The organism is Enhydrobacter aerosaccus (assembly GCF_900167455.1).
Lineage (GTDB): Bacteria > Pseudomonadota > Alphaproteobacteria > Reyranellales > Reyranellaceae > Reyranella > Reyranella aerosaccus.
On record NZ_FUWJ01000002.1, the window covers coordinates 601025 to 621443 of the forward strand.

Annotated in this window: 15 protein-coding genes; 4 read left to right on the forward strand and 11 right to left on the reverse strand. The window is 64.7% G+C overall.

The annotated features are described in order from the left end of the window. Positions 1–11 precede the first annotated feature (11 nt). The 7 genes from B5D62_RS12160 to B5D62_RS12190 all read right to left on the reverse strand — a co-directional run bounded on the left by B5D62_RS12160 (position 12) and on the right by B5D62_RS12190 (position 10612). Complete coding sequence (locus B5D62_RS12160) at positions 12–1598, reverse strand: hydantoinase B/oxoprolinase family protein (RefSeq protein ID WP_085934124.1); 1587 nt, start codon at positions 1596–1598, stop codon at positions 12–14. After that, entirely contained in the window at positions 1595–3598 is a 2004-nt protein-coding gene (locus B5D62_RS12165) for a hydantoinase/oxoprolinase family protein (protein WP_085934125.1), read from the reverse strand. Before B5D62_RS12165 ends, B5D62_RS12160 begins: the two co-directional genes overlap by 4 nt. 37 nt (positions 3599–3635) lie before the next feature. Beyond that, positions 3636–5279 carry a nickel ABC transporter ATP-binding protein NikE gene (gene nikE / locus B5D62_RS12170; protein WP_085934126.1) on the reverse strand — a complete coding sequence of 548 codons (1644 nt, stop codon included), beginning with the start codon at positions 5277–5279 and terminating at the stop codon, positions 3636–3638. Next, complete coding sequence (locus B5D62_RS12175) at positions 5276–6121, reverse strand: ABC transporter permease (RefSeq protein ID WP_085934127.1); 846 nt, start codon at positions 6119–6121, stop codon at positions 5276–5278. The genes nikE and B5D62_RS12175 overlap by 4 nt, the downstream gene beginning before the upstream one ends. Then, positions 6118–7149 (reverse strand): ABC transporter permease, encoded by a 1032-nt coding sequence (locus B5D62_RS12180; protein WP_231714789.1) that lies wholly within the window; start codon positions 7147–7149, stop codon positions 6118–6120. The genes B5D62_RS12175 and B5D62_RS12180 overlap by 4 nt, the downstream gene beginning before the upstream one ends. Before the next feature lie 3 nt (positions 7150–7152). Further along, positions 7153–8793 (reverse strand): ABC transporter substrate-binding protein, encoded by a 1641-nt coding sequence (locus tag B5D62_RS12185; protein ID WP_085934128.1) that lies wholly within the window; start codon positions 8791–8793, stop codon positions 7153–7155. 340 nt (positions 8794–9133) lie between these two features. Then, positions 9134–10612, reverse strand: coding sequence for an AMP nucleosidase (locus tag B5D62_RS12190; RefSeq protein ID WP_085934740.1), 1479 nt, complete (start codon positions 10610–10612; stop codon positions 9134–9136). A gap of 201 nt (positions 10613–10813) precedes the next feature. Here B5D62_RS12190 and B5D62_RS12195 point away from each other — a divergent pair, with 201 nt between their 5' ends. Together B5D62_RS12195 and B5D62_RS12200 are read left to right on the forward strand one after the other, a co-directional pair. Then, positions 10814–11461 (forward strand): DapH/DapD/GlmU-related protein, encoded by a 648-nt coding sequence (locus B5D62_RS12195; protein ID WP_231714790.1) that lies wholly within the window; start codon positions 10814–10816, stop codon positions 11459–11461. Between the two features lie 80 nt (positions 11462–11541). After that, a complete protein-coding gene (locus B5D62_RS12200; RefSeq protein ID WP_085934129.1) occupies positions 11542–12747 on the forward strand; it encodes a M23 family metallopeptidase in 1206 nt (401 codons plus the stop codon). A gap of 33 nt (positions 12748–12780) precedes the next feature. Here the strand turns inward: B5D62_RS12200 and B5D62_RS12205 are convergent, their stop codons facing one another. The 3 genes from B5D62_RS12205 to B5D62_RS12215 all read right to left on the reverse strand — a co-directional run bounded on the left by B5D62_RS12205 (position 12781) and on the right by B5D62_RS12215 (position 15370). Continuing rightward, positions 12781–13731, reverse strand: a complete 951-nt coding sequence (locus B5D62_RS12205; protein WP_170920902.1) for a tripartite tricarboxylate transporter substrate binding protein — start codon at positions 13729–13731, stop codon at positions 12781–12783. A gap of 214 nt (positions 13732–13945) precedes the next feature. Beyond that, entirely contained in the window at positions 13946–14512 is a 567-nt protein-coding gene (locus tag B5D62_RS12210) for a carboxymuconolactone decarboxylase family protein (protein ID WP_085934131.1), read from the reverse strand. Between the two features lie 66 nt (positions 14513–14578). Further along, positions 14579–15370 (reverse strand): EipB family protein, encoded by a 792-nt coding sequence (locus B5D62_RS12215; RefSeq protein ID WP_170920903.1) that lies wholly within the window; start codon positions 15368–15370, stop codon positions 14579–14581. Positions 15371–15471: 101 nt separating this feature from the next. Here B5D62_RS12215 and B5D62_RS12220 point away from each other — a divergent pair, with 101 nt between their 5' ends. Further along, a complete protein-coding gene (locus B5D62_RS12220; protein ID WP_085934133.1) occupies positions 15472–16362 on the forward strand; it encodes a hypothetical protein in 891 nt (296 codons plus the stop codon). A gap of 10 nt (positions 16363–16372) precedes the next feature. Here B5D62_RS12220 and B5D62_RS12225 read toward each other — a convergent pair whose 3' ends face one another. Then, a complete protein-coding gene (locus tag B5D62_RS12225) occupies positions 16373–18979 on the reverse strand; it encodes an MMPL family transporter (protein ID WP_231714791.1) in 2607 nt (868 codons plus the stop codon). A 478-nt stretch (positions 18980–19457) separates the two neighbouring features. On the opposite strand from B5D62_RS12225, the gene ispH reads away from it, so the two are divergent. Beyond that, positions 19458–20414, forward strand: a complete 957-nt coding sequence (gene ispH, locus B5D62_RS12230; RefSeq protein ID WP_085934742.1) for a 4-hydroxy-3-methylbut-2-enyl diphosphate reductase — start codon at positions 19458–19460, stop codon at positions 20412–20414. Positions 20415–20419: the final 5 nt, after the last annotated feature.

Below are 20419 nucleotides of genomic sequence, written 5' to 3' on the forward strand. Positions count from 1 at the left end.
ACCGCGCCGCTTCAGCCTGCCGAAACCGGCGCACCGAAACCGCCGCCGCCACAGCCCTCCAGCGTCACGAGATCGCCGGCCTTGAGCAGCATGTTCGTCTTGCCCGAGATCCTCTCGACCTTGCCGTCACGCTCGAGCGTGATCCTGAACGGCAGTCCGGGTTCGCCGCCCTTGAGGCCGTAGGTCGGCATGACCGATCGCTCCACGCAGCTCGTCAACCACATGGTGGGTGCCAGCACGCGATAGCTGCGGATCACGCCGTCGCCGCCACGATGCCGGCCTGCGCCTCCGGAACCGCGCCGGATCGCCTGACGTTCGACGCGGATCGCGTAGTTGGCCTCGATGACCTCGGTGGGCGTGTTCGAGGTATTGGTGAGATGCACGCGCGTGGCGGGACAGCCGTCGCGGTCGTGACGCGCCCCTTCGCCGCCGCCATGGACCTCGTAGAGCATGCGCCATGACTGGTCCGGCATCGGCTCGGCGAAGGCGAGCAGGCCGGAGGTCGCGGGTCCGCCGGCCGACAGGCGTTCGGGAATGACGTTCTCCATGGCGCGAAAGACGGCATCGACGATTCGCATGGAGGTCTCGTGATTGCCGGCGGCAACCGCGGCACGCCAGCCCGGATCGAGGATCGAACCTGGCCGCGTGATCACCGTCACCGGCCGTAGCGCGCCGGCATTCTGCTGCATCTCGCGCCCGCTCATGATGCGCGCGGCATAGACGACCGCGGACGCGGCGATGAAGGGCGTCGTGTTACAGAAATTGGCGACGCGATCGCTCGAGCCGGAGAGATCGAAGGTGGCCTCGTCACCGCGAATCTCGATACGGACATGGATGCGCGCTGGCTCGCCATTGGGGCCGCCGTCATCGAGGAAGTCCTCGCCCTCGTAGATACCGTCGGGCAGCTCGGTGATGGCCGCGCGCATCTCGGCTTCGGACAGATCGTGCAGCCGTGCCATCATGGCTTCGAAGGCCTCGACGCCGAACTGGGCGCACATCTCCTGGATGCGCCGCTCGCCGGCCGCCGTGGCGGCGATCTGCGCCAGCAGGTCGCCCTCGCAGGACACCGGATCGCGCACATTGGCGAGGATGAAGTCCAGCACCGGCTTGTCGAGCTGACCGGCCCGCACGATCGGCATGGGTGGAATGCGGATCGCTTCCTGATAGGTGTCGACCGCCTGCGAGAGATAGCTGCCTGGCCAGGTACCGCCTACGTCCGGCCAATGCGCCAGGCTGACGGCGAAGGCCACCAGATTGCCGCCGACGAAGACAGGCCGCGCCACCTTGACGTCATTGAGATGATTCCCGCCGAGCGCGCCGACATTGTAGATGATGGCGTCGCCCTCGCGCATGGTCGCGGCCGGATAGACCTTCAGCAGCTCGGGAATGGTGTAGGACATGGCGCCGAGGTGGATCGGGATGTCGCGCCCCTGTCCGACCAGGCCGCCCGCCCCGTCCGTGATCGCCGACGACAGATCGCCCGCCTCGCGCAACAGCGGCGAGCGCGCCGATCGCGTCATGACGAGACTCATTTCTTCGGCCGCCGCCGACAGTCCGTGACGAACGACCTCGATGACGAAGGGATCGAGCCTGCTCATGCCGCCCTCTTGGTAAGAAAGAGATTGCCGCGATTGTCCGGCCGCGCCTGCCAGCCGGGCGGCACGATCACCGTCGACCAAGCATCCTCGATGATGGCCGGCCCTTCGACCACGCCGCCGAGTTCCTCGCGCGGCAGGATCTCGGTACGGATGGCCTCGGGCCCGTCGAAATAACAGTCTCGGGCGCGGCGCGGCGATGGCGGCCGGTCCGAGGTCGGCCGTGAGAACGGTGTCGACGAGGGCTTCAACGCCTGCACGCGCACCGCTTCGATGACGCAGGCCTCGCCAGTGGCGTAGCCGAAGAGTGCCTGATGGCGCCGGTGGAAGTCGGCGCGTAGCGTCGCGGGATCCAGCGGCATGGCGAAGCGGATCGGCAACGTGTCGCTCTGCGCCGCGTAGCGCACGAGGGCGACGTATTCGAGCGCAATCTCCGTTTGGGGAATACCGTTGGCGATCAGCGGTGCCGTCGCCTCGGCCACCAGATCGTCGACGCGCTCGGAGAAATACGAGGAGGTCATGCCCTCCATCGGCACGCGCAGCGTGCGCTGCTGCAGGAAGGAGAAGTCCGCCGTCAGGCAGCCCAGCGCTGAGAAGGCGCTCGATGCGGCCGGCACGATGATCTCCTTCAGCCCGTAGATGTCGGCAAGGCCGGCGGCATGCATCGGTCCGCCGCCGCCGAACGCCAGCAGTGTGCAGTCGCGGCCGTCGATGCCGCGTTCGACCGTCACGCGCCGGAGCGCCCGCGCCATGGTGGCATTCGCGACCCGGATGATTCCCAGTGCCGTATCGACGAGGCCGAGCCCGAGCCTGTCGGCAATAGGGGCGACGGCACGCCGCGCTGCCTCGACATCGAGCTTGATCGAATCGCCCAGCACGGCCTCGGGGTCGAGATAGCCCAGCACGGCATTGGCATCGGTGATCGTCGGCAGTTCTCCGCCACGTCCATAGCAGGCCGGACCGGGTACCGATCCGGCGCTTTTCGGCCCCACGGTAAGACCGCCCGGCCCGAGATTGACGATCGACCCGCCGCCCGCGCCGATGGAATGGACCGCGAGCATCGGTTGGCGCAACGGCCGCCCACCCATCATGCGCGTGTCCGTCATCTCGGCCGCACCATCGACGATCAGGCAGACATCGGTGGTGGTACCGCCCATGTCGAAGGTCAGCACGCGCGGCCGATCCAGATCGCGCGCGATACGTGCCGACGCCGAAACGCCCGCCGCCGGCCCCGACATGGCCATCACCAGCGGACGCCGCTTGGCGGTCGGGATCGGCACCATCGCGCCGGCCGAATGGAACACCTGAAGGCCCGCGCCGAGAGGCAGCTTCTCCTCGAGCTCGGTCAGGTATTCGACCGCGATCGGCATGGCTGCAGCGTTGAACACGGTCGAGGAGGCGCGCTCGTATTCACGTGCCTCGGGATTGATCTCGTGCGAGACGCAGAGGTTCGGCACCGCCCCCTTCAGCCGCTCCGCCAGCATCCGTTCATGGATGGGATTGGCGTAGGAATGCAGCAGGCAGATCGCGACGCTCTGCACCTCGTTGGCGCGCAGCCAGGCGACCAGCCGCTCGATCTCCGCCTCCTCGAGTGGCTGCAGCACCGCACCGCTGTGATCGAGACGTTCCTTGAGGCCGAAGCAGAGCGCGGGCGGCACCAATGGCGGCGCCTTGGGCGGCACGTCGAGGCGATACAGTTCGTCGCGGCGATAACGCGCGATCTCCAGCACGTCCTCGAAGCCCGCCGTGGCGACCAGCGCAACCTTGGGCAGTCGGCCCTCGACCAGCGCATTGGTGACACGGGTCGTGCCATGCACGAAGCGGCGCACGTCTCCGGCGCCGAGTCCGACCGCCGCCAGCGCTTCCAGCATGGCGCGTACCGGCGCGTCGGGCCGCGACGGAACCTTGGCCGTGCGGGTCTCGTGGCTGCCGGTCTCGACGGCAACGATATCGGTGAACGTCCCGCCGATATCCGTCCCGATATCCCAGAGTCTGGTCCGCACGTCCTTAGTCTCCTCGTTCTCCAGTCATGGCGGCCTGTCAGGATGCGGCCTGCAGCCGGTGCTCGAAATGCGGAATGGCCGCCAGCAGATCGCGTGTGTAGTCCGTGCGAGGCGCGCGGAACAGCACGTCGCTCTCGCCTTCCTCCACGACGGTGCCGCGGCGCATGACGACGATGCGCTCGCACATCATGCGTACGACATTGAGGTCATGGCTGACGAACAGGAAGGCGAGTCCGCTGTCGCGCCGCAGGTCGTCCAGCAGCTTGAGCACGACCGCCTGAACCGATACGTCCAGCGCCGCCGTTGGCTCGTCCAGCACCAGGAGCCGCGGGCCGACCGCGATGGCGCGGGCGATGCCAACGCGGGCCTTTTCGCCACCAGAAAGCTGATGCGGGAAACGCGACAGCAGTCGCCGCGGCAGGCCGCAACGTTCGGCCACTTCCTCGACGCGGCGCCGCAACTCGGCGCCGTCCTTGATCTTCAGCAGGCGCCGGACCGGATGGGCGATGCAGTCGAAGGCGGAGAAGCGCGGGTTGAGGCTCTCGTGCGGATCCTGGAACACGATCTGGATGTCGCGGCGCAGCGGCGATGCGTGGAAGTCGCGGGCCGGCACGTCGCCGATATCCTCGCCGTCGAAGACCACGCTGCCGCCGTCATGGTCGATCAGGCGGCAGATCATGCGCGACAGCGTGCTCTTGCCCGATCCGGACTCGCCCACGAGACCGACGCTCTCGCCGCGCTTCATCGTCAGCGACACCTGGTCGACGACGGGGCTGCCGCTATAGCGCTTGGTGACCGCCTGAACATCGAGCAGCAACGGCGTTCCGCGTTCCTCGGGTGGCCGCACGATCGGGGCCGCGGGCGGTGCCCCGACGAGATCATTGACGGTCGAATCGAACGTCGGCGAGGCCGCCACCAGCTTGCGCGTATACGGATGGGTGGGATTGCTGAAGAGCTCAAGCGTCGGCGCCCGTTCCACCACCTGCCCCTTCTCCATCACCATGACGTTGCGGCAGTAGCGCGCGGCGAGGCCGAGATCGTGGGTGATGAGGATCAGACCCATGTTGCGTTCCGCGATCAGCCGAGTCAGCAGGTCCATCACGGTCTTCTGCGTCGTCACGTCGAGACCGGTCGTGGGTTCGTCGGCGATCAACAGTGCGGGATTGCAGGCGATGGCCATGGCGATCATGACGCGCTGGCACATGCCGCCGGAGAGTTGTTCGGGATAGGCGTCGAACCGGCTTTCGGCGTCGCGGATGCGCACCGCCTCGAGGAGCTCCAGCGCCCGATTGCGCAGCTCGGCCTCGGGCGCGGCGTTATGAGCCGACAGGGCATCCATGATCTGGCGGCCGATCGGCCGGATGGGGTTCAGCGCGGTGCGCGGGCTCTGGAAGACCATCGAGATGGCCGCACCCCGTAGCGTTTTCATCCGCGCCGGCGCCGGCCGCGTGATGTCCTCGCCGCGGAACACGATCTGCCCCTGCTTGATGCGCGCCGAGCGGTCGAGGAGCTGCATCACCGAGTAGGCGGTGACCGACTTGCCCGAGCCGCTTTCGCCGACGATCGCCAGCGTGTCGCCAGCCGCCAGCTCCAGTCCGATGCCGCGCACGGCATCGACGACGCCGCCCCGCGTATGGAAGGCGACATGGAGGTCGCGAACGACGAGCAGCGATCCGTTCATGTGCGCATCCGCGGATCGAGGATGTCGCGCAGACCATCGCCCAGCAGGTTGAAGCACAGCACTGCCAGCATGAGCGCCAGGCCCGGGAACGCGACCAGCCACCATTGGCCGGTGCCGATGAAGCGCGCACCCTCGGCGACCATGATGCCCCATTCCGGGGTCGGTGCCTGGACACCGAGGCCGAGGAACGACAGGCCGGCGGCATTGAGGATCGCCCAACCGAGATTGAGCGAGATCTGCACCGCCATCGCCGGCAGGATGTTGGGGATCAGGAACCACAGGACGATGGAGAAGCGGCCTTCACCGCCCGCCCGCGCGGCCTCGACCCAGCCGGCATTGCGCCGCACGCTGACCTCGGCACGGGCGAAGCGGATATAGAACGGCAAGTTGATGATGGCGGTGGCGATGACGATGTTCTCGACCCGGTTGCCCAATGCGGCGACCAGCGCCATCGCCAGCACGAACAACGGAAAGGCCATCAGCACGTCGACCAGACGGCCGACCCAGCGGTCGAGCGCGCCGCCGGCGTAACCGCACAGCGCCCCAATGACGGCGCCGGCCACGAAGGACAGGCTGACGGCGGAAAAGGCGATGGCGAGATCGAGCCGCGCAGCGGTCAGGAGCCGGCTGAGGATGTCGCGGCCGAGCTGGTCCGTTCCCGCCCAATGCGCGGCCGACGGCGGTTTGAGCGCGTTCGACACGTTGGAGACGATCGGATCGTAAGGCACGATCCACGGCGCCAGAATCGCCAGCATCACCAGGGCGAACATCGCGGTGGCAGCAATGGCGGTGACGGGGTTGCCGCGAAGCACCCAGCCGGCATGGCGAAGCGTGCTGTTCACTCGATGCCCATTCTCGGGTCGACGACGCCGTACAACATGTCGATGGTGAGGTTCACGAGGACAAAGATGGCGGCGATGAGCAGCACGAAGCCCTGCACCGGCGCATAGTCGGAGGCCAGCAGGGCATCGAGCGCATAGGACCCGATGCCAGGCCAGGAGAACACTTTCTCCACCAGAACGTTGGCGCCCAACATCGTCGAGAAGACGACGCCGATAATGGTCAGCACCGGCAGCATGGCATTGCGCAGCCCGTAGACCAGGATCACGCGCCAGTCGGCCATGCCGATGGACCGCGCGGTGCGGACGAAGTCGCTGCCAAGGGCGGCCAGCATCGAGGCCCGCGTCATGCGGGCCAATGGAGCAAGCACGAACAGCGCCATTGTCGCAGCCGGCAACACAAGCTGCGAGAAGGCCGCCCGCCAGCCCTCGAAATCGCCGGCCAGGGCGAAGTCGATCAGCAGGAAGCCGCTAATATCCGGCGGCGGCGACGAGAAGACATCCAATCGTCCCGTCGGATCGGGAGCAAGACCAAGCACGTAATAGAAGGCGTAGATCAACAGCAGGCCCGAAACGAAAGTCGGCACGCAGACTCCGAGCGTGCACAGGACCCGCACGCCGTGGTCGATCACGGAGTTCGGCCTCAGCGCCGCGGCGATGCCGAGCGGCAAGGCGAGCGACAAGGCGATGACCAGGGCAAAGAAGGTGAGCTCGAGCGAGGCCGGTAGCCGATGCGCCAGATCCGAGACGACCGGCTGGCCTGTGGTCATGGAGCGGCCGAGATTGCCGGTCGCAACGTCACCGAGATAACGCATCAGCTGCACGGGTATCGGACGGTCGAGTCCGAGTTGCTTGCGCAGCTGCTCGATTTCCTCCTGACCCGCGTTCGGTCCGGACGCGAAGAAGGTGGCCGGATCGCCCGGCAGGACGCGCATCAGGATGAAGGTGAAGACGACAACGCCCAGCAACGCCGGCAGCGAGGCAAGCAGTCGCCTCGCCGCCCGTCGACCGATGTTGCGGAGCGCGCCCAACGCTCAGGACCGACGCAAGTCGCGGTAGTCCACCTGACGGTGGAACCAGTAGGTGAAGCCGTCGACATTGGGCGCCATGACCGCGTCCTGGTTGGGTTGCCACAGCATCAACGCCGGATCCTGACGGCCGACGATCGTGATCATCTGCCTGCACATGGCTGCGTATTTGGCCGGATCGGTCTCGAAGCGCGCTGCCTGCACGAGCCGGTCGAGTTCGTCGTCCTTGAAGCTGCTGAAATTCCAGCGCTGGTCGCCATTGAAATAGGTCCGCAGGAAGTAGTCCGGCGCCGGCAGCCACGCGGTGCCCGTCTCCAGGAAGAATGGCAGCCGACGCTCCACTTCCATGGTGGCAAGCTGGGCATCCGGCATCTTCTGGATCGAGACCTCGATGCCGATCTTGGCCAGCGCCTCCTTCAGCAGCGCCGCGGCGGGTTCAGCTGCAGCGGCCGCGCCGGCCGCGAAGGCGAAGCTGGTCGCGAAGCCATTGGCGAACCCGGCTTCGGCCAACAGCGCCTTGGCCTTGGCAAGGTCGGTGCGCAGCGGCAACGGCTGCGGGAAGGAGTCATTCGGAGCCTCGGACCAATCGGCGCCAAACAACTTCCGGCCGCGACCGAACAGAGCTGCCTTGAACATGTCCTCGTAGGGCAGAGCCGCCGCGATGGCCTGGCGCACCTTCACGTTGTCGAAGGGTGCCATGCGCGTATTGAAGACGATGGCCGTGAAGCCGTTGGTCTGCGGGATCGCCACCAGCTTGACCTTGCCCCGCTGCACCAGCGGATCGATGTCGCTGGACTGAAGATCGATCGAGAGGTCGGCGTCGCCCTTCTCCAGCAGGCTCGCGCGGGTCGCGGCCTCGGGCACCGTCTGGGCGATGATGCGGCGGAAGAAGGGGAGCTTGCCGTCGACGCCATTCTTCCAGTCGTCGTTGCGCTTCAGGATGGTCTGCTGTCCGGGCTTGTGCGACTCGACCATGTAGGCGCCGCCGGCCGCGGTATTCTCCTTGAGCCAGCTCTGGGCCCACGGATCTTCCGTCGTCGCGTTCTTCTTCGCCAGCGTGCTGTTGAACATCGGCGCCAGCGGGATACAGAGATTGGCGAGCGCCAGGCGATCGGGACGCTCCAGCGAAACCTCGATCACGCCATCGCCGACGACTCGGAACTGTTCCGGCTTGACCAACGAGCCGGTGCTCAGCTGCGCCGCGGACAGCGACTTGGCACTCACGGCACGGTCCAGCGACCACTTGACGTCAGCCGCCATAACCGGCGTCCCATCATGCCAGCGCGCGCCCTGCCGCAGGTGGAAGGTCAGGGTGCGACCGTCCGCCGAGCGGTCGATCTTCTCAGCCAGTTCGCCGCGGATCGTGTCGAAATCAAAGATCCAGTAGCCGTTGACCTGCTTGCGGCCGAAGGAGGCCAGCCGGTCATAGACATTCATGGCGAGGCCAAACACTTCGCGGGTGCTGCCCGGAGCCGTGGCATCGAGGGAATTCAGCGTCCCGCCCATTACCTGACGAAGCGTCTCCGCCCGGGATTGCGCCTGGGCTGCAGGAACCGATGCGAACGCGCCCAAGGCTGTGCTGGCGCCGGCGGCGAGCGCCGCTTTAAGTCCTTGGCGGCGGCTGACGAGAACTCCACGAGACTTCATGACCCAACACCCCTCAAAGCTGCCCATGAGCCCGCAGCGCGCGCGCCCTTCCCTTCTGGCCTATCGGACCTCACCTGATAGGCGCCATGAAAGGTCCAGATTCTACCCAAGTCTCTGAGCCAGACACCTGCAATTCCGCATGCAGTTCGCGTGCCGGGGGTGCGGCATGAACGATTCGTTCGAATCGGCGGAGGACCGGCCGCGTTCCATTTCGCCGCCAGGACATACGCTGCAATTACCATTCCAGGATACGGAAGATCATCCGGGCAAGTTTCAGCCCTGGCCCGCAGATCACGGTCCGCGAGAAGTGTGGGCGGTCCAACCGCCAGGTCTGTGGGTCCTACCTGAAGGGAGGTTCGTCGAAGCTGCGCAGCTTGCGCGAGTGAAGCGAACCCAATTCACCGCGCAGGATGTCGATCGCTTCCAGTCCGATCTGCAGGTGCTCGCCGACGGCCCGCTGATAGAAGCTGGTCGCCGCACCGGGCAGCTTGATCTCGCCGTGCAACGGCTTGTCCGACACGCAGAGCAAGGTCCCATAGGGAACGCGCAGCCTGTAGCCCTGCGTGGCCAGGGCGGCGCTTTCCATGTCGACCGCGATGGCCCGGCCGAGATTGATGCGATGCCGCTCCTGCGACCAGCGGAACTCCCAATTGCGATCGTCGTAACTGACGACGGTCCCCGTGCGCAGGCGCCGCTTCAAGGCGTCACCGCGTTCACCGGTGACGCGCTCCGCTGCGACCTGCAAGGCAAGCTGCACCTCGGCCAGGGCGGGTACCGGCACTTCCGGAGGCACGAGATCGTCGAGGATGCGATCGCGGCGCATATAGGCATGCGCCAGCACATAGTCGCCGATCGTCTGCGACTGCCGCAGGCCACCGCAATGCCCGATCATCAACCAGCAATGCGGCCGCAACACCGCGAGGTGATCGGTGGCGTTCTTGGCGTTCGATGGCCCCACGCCGATATTGACGATGCTGATGCCGCCTCGATCGTCCGATCGCTGAAGATTGTAAGCCGGCATCTGGAAACGATGCCATGGCGCACCGGCGATGGCGGCAGCGACCGCAGACGGATCGTCGCCCCGTCGTACGGTGGCGCCGCCGGGCAAGGCGAGCTGGCTGTAGGGGCTCGCGTCGCGACCCAGCTCCGCCATCGCCCAGGACAGGAACTGATCGACATAGCGCTGGTAGTTCGTGAACAGGATCCACGGCTGGATCGTGCGCCAGTCCGTGCCCGTGTAATGCATCAGCCGACGCAACGAGAAATCGACGCGCAGTCCATCGAACAGGGAAAGCGGGCGAGAGCGCCGCTTCTCGAAGACCCAGGTACCGTCGGCGATCTCGTCACCCACATTGGCCAGGACGGGAGTCGGAAAGTGGCGCGCCAACTCGTGGACCGGAAGATCACTTCGGATGAACTCGTCGCCGGCCTCGGTGACGAAAGGATAGGGAATTTCCTGCTCGCTCACCCCGACATCGATCGTCGCCCCGAACTCCTCAGCCAGCGGCCTCAACTGTTCGAGAAGATAGCGGCGAAAGAAGGCCGGCTGGGTGATGGTCGTCGAGTAGAGACCCGGCGCCTGGAACTTCGCCCAAGCCCGCCGGGTAAAGTGTACGGCGCCTGAGGGCTGCCAATCGACGCGCAATTCGGGGTAGCGGAACTTTCCTCTTTCCTCAGGCGTCGGCACAATTCCGCGCCGCGTGAAGCGGGACAGTGCCTCGCGCAGAGCGCCACTCGCCTCGGCATGAAGACGCTCGAGGCGATCGACCGCCTGGTCCGGCGTCAATCCCGACCGTCCGGTTCCTTCAGCGCTTGTCATATCCATCGGAGTGCAATGATCTCCCGAGAGGAACGACCAGGCCAGATCCGCACGGGAGCGGATGCTGCAAGACACTAACATATGGTCGATCGGCGCTCCATGCGAGGGCAGGTTCACATATCCGACATATGACATCGATAGAGCAGCATCAGCCGAGAGAGCCAGGTTCGGCACAGCAAACGAGTCACAAAGGAAAGAGCCGTGGGAAACGCACTGCCATCGATCAAGGACACCGCATCCGTCGGATACGACACTCATATCCATCCCACTGCCGTCGTCAGGGACTCGAGACTCGGGAGCTACGTCGATATCGGAGAACGGGTGACGCTCGATGAAGTCATCATGGGCGACTTCAGCTACATCGCTCGCGATGCCATGGCCATCTACACCACGATCGGCAAGTTCTGCTCGATCGCCGCGGCAACACGCATCAATCCCGGCAACCATCCAATGTGGCGGGCGACGCAGCATCATTTTACCTATCGCAGCAAACGCTACGGCATGGCCGATGCCGATGACGACGCATTCTTCCAGTGGCGGCGCGACGCCCATGTCTCGATCGGACACGATGTCTGGATCGGCCATGGGGCGGTTCTGCTGGCAGGCGTATCGGTCGGGACCGGAGCCGTGATCGCAGCCGGTGCCGTTGTCTCCAAGCCTGTCGATCCCTACACGATTGTCGGCGGCATTCCGGCCAAGGTAATCAAGAGACGGCATCCGGCCGCCATCTCCGAGCGACTGATGGCGTTGGCGTGGTGGGACTGGCCGTTCGAGCAGCTGAAAGCCGCCCTTGCCGACTTCAGGACCCTCAGCGTCGAGCAATTCGTCGAGAAGTACGAGGCTCAGTAACGCTCGACGCAGCGACAAGTCGCTCGAGGACGGCGGCATGCTATAAGTCAGTCGGCAAAACCGTCGATTGAGCGATCGCGATGCAATTCAAGGCTGGTGCGTTTCCGACAGTCGTCGGCGCCTTCTTGTCGATCTGGGCGCTATCCCTGTCTGCGTCGGCCCAGACACCTCATCTGACACCGTACGTGGTCGACGTTCTGGCGGCGCCAAGGACGATGTATGGCGCCGACGACAGGCGGCACCTCGTCTATGAACTGCGCATCGCCAATCCAACCAGCTCGGAGGTCAAGCTTTCCGCGATCCACGTCATCGACAGCGATACCGGCAAGATGCTGCTCGAACTCGGACGCGACGATATCGCCAAACGCTTCTCGATCGGTGGACGACGAGGTGCCGAGTCGGCGGATCTCGGTGTCGGCCAGTTCGGCGTGCTGTTCGCACACGTGGCCCTCGACCCCGGAATACCAACGCCGAAATCGATCGCCCACCAGGTCACGGCGCAGCTGGTGGACCGCGGTCTTTCGATGACGACGACGGTCGGCCAAATCTCGGTCGAAGACCCTCCGCCGGTGGTCCTGGGCCCGCCCCTGATCGGCAAGGGCTATGTCGCTGGCGACGGCTGCTGCGACACGATCCGCCACGTGCGAGCGCTGTTGCCCCTCAACGGTCGCTTCGCGCTGGCCCAGCGCTTCGCCATCGACTGGGAGCAGGTAGATGGGCAGAACCGATTGGTCAACGGCAACACCAAAACGTTGTCGAATTACACCATCTTCGGCAAGGAAGTGATCGCTGTCGCCAATGGGACCGTGGTTGCCATCCGCAACGATCTGCCAGAGCAGGTCCCTGGCAAGCTGCCGAAGAATCTCGATGTCGCCGAGGCCGACGGGAACTTCATCGTGCTCGACATTGGCAATGGCGCCTACGTCCTCTATGCCCATCTGCAGCCGGGCAGCGTCAAGGTGACCGTCGGCGCGAAGGTACGGCGCGGGCAAGCGCTGGCGAAGGTCGGCAACACGGGAAACAGCCAGGCGCCGCACTTGCATCTTCACGTGATGGATGGTCCCTCGCCGCTGCTATCGAACGGCATCCCCTACGTCATCGACGAGTTCAGATTGACCGCCGTCGATCGTGCCGGCACCGCGGACTTCGACAAGGCCGAGGCGACCGGCGCTCCAATGACGCTTTCGCCGCAATCGCCACCGCAGCAGAAGAAGAATGTCCTGCCGATGGATCTAATGGTGGTCGATTTCTCGCGAGATGCCGCCGCCGATGAACGGAGCAGGTGATCTGTCGGCGCGACGCTGACGACGCTCGCCTTTTCAGTCCCGGGCCACGATCTGGCGGTCGGCGACGATGCCGGCGAATTTCCCGATCGTGCTGTCGAAAAGCTTGGCGAATTCCGCGCCGCCAAGTCCGATGGGATCGAAGCCGAGTTCGCGCAGCCGTACCGCCACTGACGCGTCGTTCAGGGCGGCGAGAACCGCCGCATGCACGCGCAGGCGAACATCTTCAGGGGTGCCTTTCGGCGCCAGGAAACCCATCCAGGTCGCCTGCACAAAACCCGGCGCGATCGTCTCCCCGACCGTCGGGACATCTGGAAACGCCGAAGCCCGATGGGCACTGGTGACAGCCAATGGCACCAGCTGGCCAGCGTTTGCCTGCTGCGCGCCCGCGGAAAACGTGATCGTGGCGGCATCTATGTTACCGGCGATCAGGTCCTGAATCAGAGGACCGCCGCCGCGATAGGGAACGTGCGTGACGGCGAGATTGCCCGCGGCCTTGAATACCAGTTCGCTCGTGAGATGCTGTGAACTGCCGATGCCCGGCACGCCGACATTGAGCTGGCCGGGCCGAGCACGCGCCGCGGCCGCCAGATCCTGGATGGACCGGAGGCCGGACTTGGGATGGGTGAACAGGCCCTGCGGCGCCGAGATGGCGAGGCTCACGGGATCGAAGGCTGGCCGCAAGGGCGGCGTGCCGGCGATCGGCAACGCCTCGGTTGCCGCGAAGCTGTCGTTGGCCAGCAGCAACGTGTAGCCGTCCGCTGCCGCACGCGCCGCGGTCTGGGTGCCGATGCGCCCCGAGCCACCGCCGATATTGTCGATGACGATGGCCTGTCCCAGCTCCTTTGCGAGCGCGGCCTGGATCACGCGACCGAAGGTGTCGACGCCGCCACCGGCCGGCCAAGGAACGATGACCCGTATTGGCCGAGCGGGATACGATTCCTTGCCATGGGCCACCCATGGCGCCATCGCGAACGAAGCCGACAAGAATCTCGCGAAGGTTCGACGACGGATCGACATGCTCTTCCCGACAGTGGTTGATCCGCTCGACCATCGTCGAGGGGAGGAGCCGGGTAAATAATCGGAAAAACCAAAGTTCAGCGGTCGCGGGAAATCCCCTTCTGCGGCCCGATGTCCCGGCAGAGCGATCTTCCATCATGGCCAGCGACGTCGCTCCGCCTGTCGCGCTCCAGGTCGATCGCTACTCCCGCTCGGGCACCGGCACATTGAAGGCATTCAACGTCGTTGAGACGAGACAGTACAGCCCGACCAGATAGATGAGCTCATTCGCGCCGTGCTGCCCGAACAGCGCGACGGCGCGCGCATAGCACGGTTCCGGCAGCACGCCGCCGGAGGTGAGGGAAGACGCGACATCGTAGGCGCACCCTTCCTCCTCGGAAAGATCGTCGGGACGGTTGCCCGCCACCAATGTCGAGAGCCGCGCCGGACCCATGCCTTCCTTCTCTGCCACCGCGACATGGGCATAAAGTTCGTAGGCTGCGCGAAAATGAGCCCCGACGACCAGGATGGCGATCTGGCGAACCGAATCGGGCAGGCTCGCCTGCATCGTCATCGCCTTGGTGAGATTCCAGATAGCGGCGCCGATTATGGGTTCGTGCAACCAGGCATTCCACGGACCGATGAGCGATCCATCATCCGCCATATTGCGAAAGGCATTGAAGTTGGACGCCATGCCCTTGCGCATGTCGTCATACAAGGCGCGCTGTTCGGAAGACAATTCCGACGGCGGGATGAGCGGCAGACGCATTGGCACCTCCAAATGTGCGAGGCAACGTACACGCAATAGACGCGCCAGAGTCGCAGCGCTCGACTCTTAGCGCGACTCCGGACAGTCCGGCACCTTGTGCATCTCCAGTGCCTGAAGGTCCGCGGTGACGGTCGCGATGCCTGCATCGACCGTCAGGCGATCGAGCACGCCTGTATTGAAGAGCTGGGCGCGAATGGAGAACAGCGCCTTCGGATTCTCCTCGCGTGCCCGCTTGAAGGTCATCAGCACCGGCCAGGATTGCGCCGCCGGCACCGCGACCGGGTCGAGCCAACGCGGCGCAGCGCGCAGCGATTCCGAGCCGACTTGCCGAACATCGATCTGGAAGACGTCGCCCATTGCCTCGGCGCTGAACATCAGCGTGGGAGAGAACGCCGCCTCGGCGCGCAGTTGCTCGACCAGCCGCCCAATGGCGGCAACCGGCATCAATGTCGGCGGCGGAAGAACGAGCTGCTCGGGACCGACCGCCGAGATGATCTCCGCACGGATCTCGTTACCGGCATGCTCGACCGTTCCATGCGTGTCGCGGTGAGCGCCATTCTCGATCTGGACGGCACGATACCGAAAGGCGCTGCCGTCGCTCGGCTCCTCGCCGTCGAGCTTCGACGCGATGCTCACTTTCAAAGACGGCGTGAAGGCAATCTCCGAAGAGAGATCGCGCTTGATATGCCAACCGCTGCAATCGAGGGCGATGTCCTGCACGGCCGTGCCAATTCGTGGCGCATTGGCAGCGCTGCCAAGCCGTAAGGCGTATTCGGCGCGGTGGGGCTGAAGCTGCGCGCTCGCCGGCTGCGATACCAGCAGCACCGCTGCGACGATGGAAAATGCTTCTCCCCTCATGAGCGCAGCTTGCTCAGCACCGCCGCCCGGGTCAATCACGCATGCTCCAGGCGGGCGATGCTTCATCCAAACAATAGACAAATCCGCGTCATTGCCCTTCAATGCAACTCATCAAAAGGGCGAGCACAATGAAAATTGGATCGCAAGAGCATCGCGACGCTTTTTGCCGGCATTTTGAGCAGACTTACACCGAATACGATCCTCATACCCTTCCTTGGCCGGAACTCGACGAAGCGGCGTTGCAGCGCCTGCGGACTGTGCCCTTCTGGGCGGAGGTATTTTACACCGAGCGACGCGCCGGCGCGATTGTCGCAGCCTTCACTGAAACGGTAAGCGATCCGGTTCTGAAAGAAGCACTGGCCCTGCAAGGCCGGGAAGAAGCCCGGCATGCCGACCTGATCCGGGTCATGATCGACAAGTATGGACTGGATGCTCCTGAGCGGCCGCTGGAAGATATCAGCGACAACATCGACAGGCGCTTCAAGGATTTCGGCTTCGGGGAATGCCTCGATTCCTTCCTCGGCTTCGGCCTGTTCAAGATCGCGTGGCAATCGGAATTCCTGCCGAAGGAGATGCTGCAGATCTTCGAAACCCTGATGTACGAGGAAACCCGGCACATCGTCTTCTTCGTCAACTGGATGGCCTACACGGAAGCGCAGCGCGGATGGCTGTCGCGCACCCTGCTTCCCGTGACGAGCTTTCACTATTACACGCGCGCGCTGCGTCGCATGATGGGCCTTGCCCAACGCAGCAAGGAAATGAACGACGGCAAGAACTTTGCCGCCACCCAGGTCAGCATGTTCCTGGATGGTTTCAACTTCCGTCGTTTTCTCGAGGATTGCTATTCGGAGAACAGCCGACGCATGGGCGCATTCGATCCGGAGTTGCTGCGCCCGAGCTTCCTGCCACAACTGGCGGAAACTGCGCTCAAGGCGCTCCGCCTCTGGAATACGCGATCCAATCTGGCGCCCGATTCGGCAACCTCGAGCTGATGCTCCCGCGCTAGAACCAGCGCGCGCTGCTCGGTGGCAGCGCCAGCAAGGCGGGACGGAACAGCAGCGTCACCAGCATCTCCCAGCCGAGCGAAATCATCAGCAATCGGCCCATGCTGGCCGTCCCCGGATGCGTCGATAACCAGAGCGCACCGAACGCCGTGGCCGTGGTCATGGCGCTGAAGATCACGGCCCGCATCAGACTCGACTTCAGCATCGCGGTCTCGCCGGACCGCCATGCCATGACGAAATAGATATTGAAGACGACACCGACACCGAACAGCAGCGGCAAGGCGATGATGTTCGTGAAGTTCAGCGGCAGATCGAACGCCGCGCAGGTCGCAAAGGTCAGCAGACCGCTCAACAGCACGGGCAACAGTGTCAACACCACATCGCGTGGACGACGCAGGACGATCGCCAGCAGCAGGATGATGGCGACGATCGAATAGGCACCGGCCTGCAGGAAAGCATCCACGACGCTGTCGCCCGAAGCGCTGGTGGCGATCGGGCTGCCCGTCGCATCGGGCGCGATGTTCTGGATTGCCTTGGCAAAGCGCCGGAGGGCAGCATTGTCTTCCTGCCCGCTTTGCGGCAGCACCTGGATGCGCGACCGGCCGTCCTTCGTGATCCAGTCGGCCACCAGCGTTGGCGGCAGACTTTGCACCGTGACCGGGCTCGCCTTCAGCATGGCTCGCATCTGATCGAGCACGATGCGCAGCGGCACCGTGACCACGGCGGCGGCCCTGGCACGGGTCTCGGGCGTGGCCTTCTCGAGACGCTCGAGCGCATCCGCCAGATGAAGAGCCGATAGAGATGCGGAGTCCTTCCCGTTGGCCGCCGCCTCGCGCAACGCAACCGCGGTCGAAGCAAGCACCTGCTTCAACTCCTCGTCAGAGGGCGGTGCCGCCAGCGTTCCCGGCTCGAGAGCGGGTCCCACTTGACTGGCGGCGTTGTGAATCAGCGCGAGCTTCTCCTCCTGCTGCGAAGGGATGAAGCTCTCGAGCGTCACGGTGCGAGACACTTCGGGCAGCCCGTCGAGCAGACGCGCCAGCGCCACCGATTTGGGCAGCGACGGCGCCAGGACGTTGATGGCGTTGGGTGTCCAATCGGGATCCGAGGACAATGCCTGCAATGTCATCATCGACTCCGACTTCGGACTCTTGAGGTCCAGCGGATTGAAGTCGAAACGCACCATCGGCAGCAGGCCGGCGGCGACGACCGCGGCCAAGGCCGACAACGCCAGCACCCCGGCGCGTCGGCGATGCACGAAGATGTCGATCGGTGCCAGGACCGTGAAGCCCACCTCCGTCCGTCGCGCGGCCGGGAAGCGCAGAAGCACCAGAAGCGCTGGCAGCAGCACGATGCTGAGCACGAAGGCGACGATCATGCCGAGACCGGCGATGGTTCCCAGTTCGGCGACGCCGATATAGGTGGTCGGCAGAAACGCGAAGAAGCCGAAGCCGATCGCCGCGGCGGACAGTGCCAGCGCCCGTCCGATCCCGCCCCCTGCCGCGACGAGGGCAGCCTCGCGGCTCGGCTGGACCAGTCGCTCCGCCAGGCTGCGCACGCTGAACTGGATGCTGAAGTCGACGCCCAAACCGACGAAGAGCGGAATGAAGGCAACCGATATGAGATTGAAACGCCCCGTCGCCAGCAGGCCGACCGCTGCCGTGATAACGAGCCCGATCGCCGTCGTCAGGACGATCGCAAGAACGACCCGGACGGATCGCACCGCAAGCCACAGGATGCCGAGCAATGCAGCAACCATGGCGCCCATGATCAGGTGGGCATCTTGGGCCAGCGTTCCGAATTCCTCGTCCGCAAGCGGCACGGGGCCGGTCAGGTGAACGATGATGCCGTGAGCCGCATCCAGTCCAAGCGATTGCGCCGTGCTGCGGATCGCCTCGCTTGCCGCCATTCCTGGCTCGAGGGCGGTGTAGTCCATCACCGGCTGGACGAGGATCACATGCCTTGTCTCACGCGGACTGGCCGGCACTCCGGTGATCAGCGTTCGCCAGGAGAAGAAGGCCGGCTGCCCTGCCAGGACCTTGTCGAACGTTTGCCCGAGGGCCGCTGCCACGGGTTCGATGTCGTGCAGGGATGCCTGACCGTACTTGACCCCCTGCAGCAGGGTCGACAGTGCGTTCAGAACACCGCGCAAGCTCGGGTCTGCGGCAAGCGTCGCCAGAAATGGCTTGGCGTGAACAAGCCCCTGCGTCGTGGCTGCGACCTGATCCCGAGGCAGCAGCAGCAAGCCGTTCTGATCGAAGAACGGTCCACCATCCGGCCGCTGCACGGTTCGGAAGGACTTGGGTTGTTGCTCCAAGGCAGCCGCCAGTCGCTTGGCGGCATCGTCCGCCAACTCGGGCGTCGTGCCGTCGATCACGACCATGGTCAGATTGTTGAGCTGCGGGAAGGCCGCTTCGAAGGCAAGCTCGCGCTGCCGCCATTTCAACTTGGTCGAGATCAGCTCGGCGGTGTCGGCCGTCATGGCGAAGTGCTGCGCGGTATAGACCAGCGCCGCGACTGTGAAGCCGATGGCAGTCAGCAGCACCAGGAAAGGATGGCGGGTACTGAACGCAACGGCGCGTCCAATCAGTGAGGCTTTGGTGGGCACGAACCCCTCAGAGGCAACGAAGCAAAGGTGGCGGCGATAACCCGCACGCCCAACGGAGTGCGGGCGTATCGCACCGGCGATGGTTCCGCAAGGTAACCGCCCGAGCATTGCCCAAGCACGGCCAGAGACGCCAAGGCATTGAGGTAACGCCAGAAAACGCCGGCGTATCCACCGCAAAGACCCTTTTTCGTGAAGTGCCAATCAAGGTCGTCCACACCTGGAATAGCTCTACCGCCCGGGCCTGCGTCCTACCCTTGTATTCTGCGTGCACGATGAAGCTTTAACGCATGGCCAGACGTACCTTTACGCACACTCGCGCGGTATTACTGCCAAGTTTCCTGACCAGAAGAGCGGTATAAGCTGGCCCCGCTCTCGATTGAGGTCGGCTGCCAGAACTTGATGTTGCAATTCTGGTAAACTGGCTCGTAAGCACCAAATTCCGATTGCGACCTGCACGCCGATAGAGGAGTTGATCTGGATGCGCGTTCTACTGGCTCAGCCCCGAGGCTTTTGCGCGGGCGTCGTGCGGGCAATCGAGATTGTCGAACGGTCCTTGGAACGGTTCGGTGCCCCGGTCTATGTGCGGCACGAGATTGTCCATAATCGGCATGTGGTTGAAAGACTCGAGCGCATGGGGGCCGTCTTCGTCGAATCGCTGGACGAGATTCCCGACGGCGCGACCACGATCTTCAGCGCCCATGGCGTGGCGCAATCGATCATCGACGAGGCCGTTTCACGCGGCCTCCCGGTACTCGACGCAACCTGTCCGCTCGTGTCGCGAGTGCATCTTCAGGGCAAGCGGTACGTGGCGCGTGGCCGCGCCCTGATCCTGATCGGTCACGCCGGCCACCCCGAGGTCGAGGGCACGATGGGCCAGGTCGAGGCCCCGGTCCATCTCGTCTCGACGGTGGAAGACGTGGCCCAGCTGCCGCTGTCGCCGGATACACCGGCTGCCTATGTGACCCAGACGACCTTGAGCGTCGACGATACGCGCGGCGTGATCGCAGCGCTGCACGAGAAGTTCCGCGATCTCGAGGGACCGGACGTTTCGGACATTTGCTACGCCACGCAGCATCGCCAGTCGGCTGTGCGTGCCTTGTGCGAGGCGGTGGACCTGCTGCTGGTGGTCGGCAGCCGTAACAGCTCGAACTCGAATCGCCTGTGCGAGATCGGCTTGGAAAAAGGTCTGCCGAGCTATCTCATCGGCGATGGCAGCGAACTCGACCCGGCCTGGCTGACCGGCGTGAAGACGGTCGGCGTGACAGCCGGAGCCTCGGCGCCGGAAGAACTGGTTCTCGATGTCATCGAGGCTCTGCGTCGCCATGCCGACGTGCAGGTCGAGCAGATGGACGGTGTCCGCGAGGACATCGAATTCCGCCTGCCCAACGAACTCAGGACGCCGCCCGCCAAGCCGGCTGTCACATCCAACCAGTAGAGGAG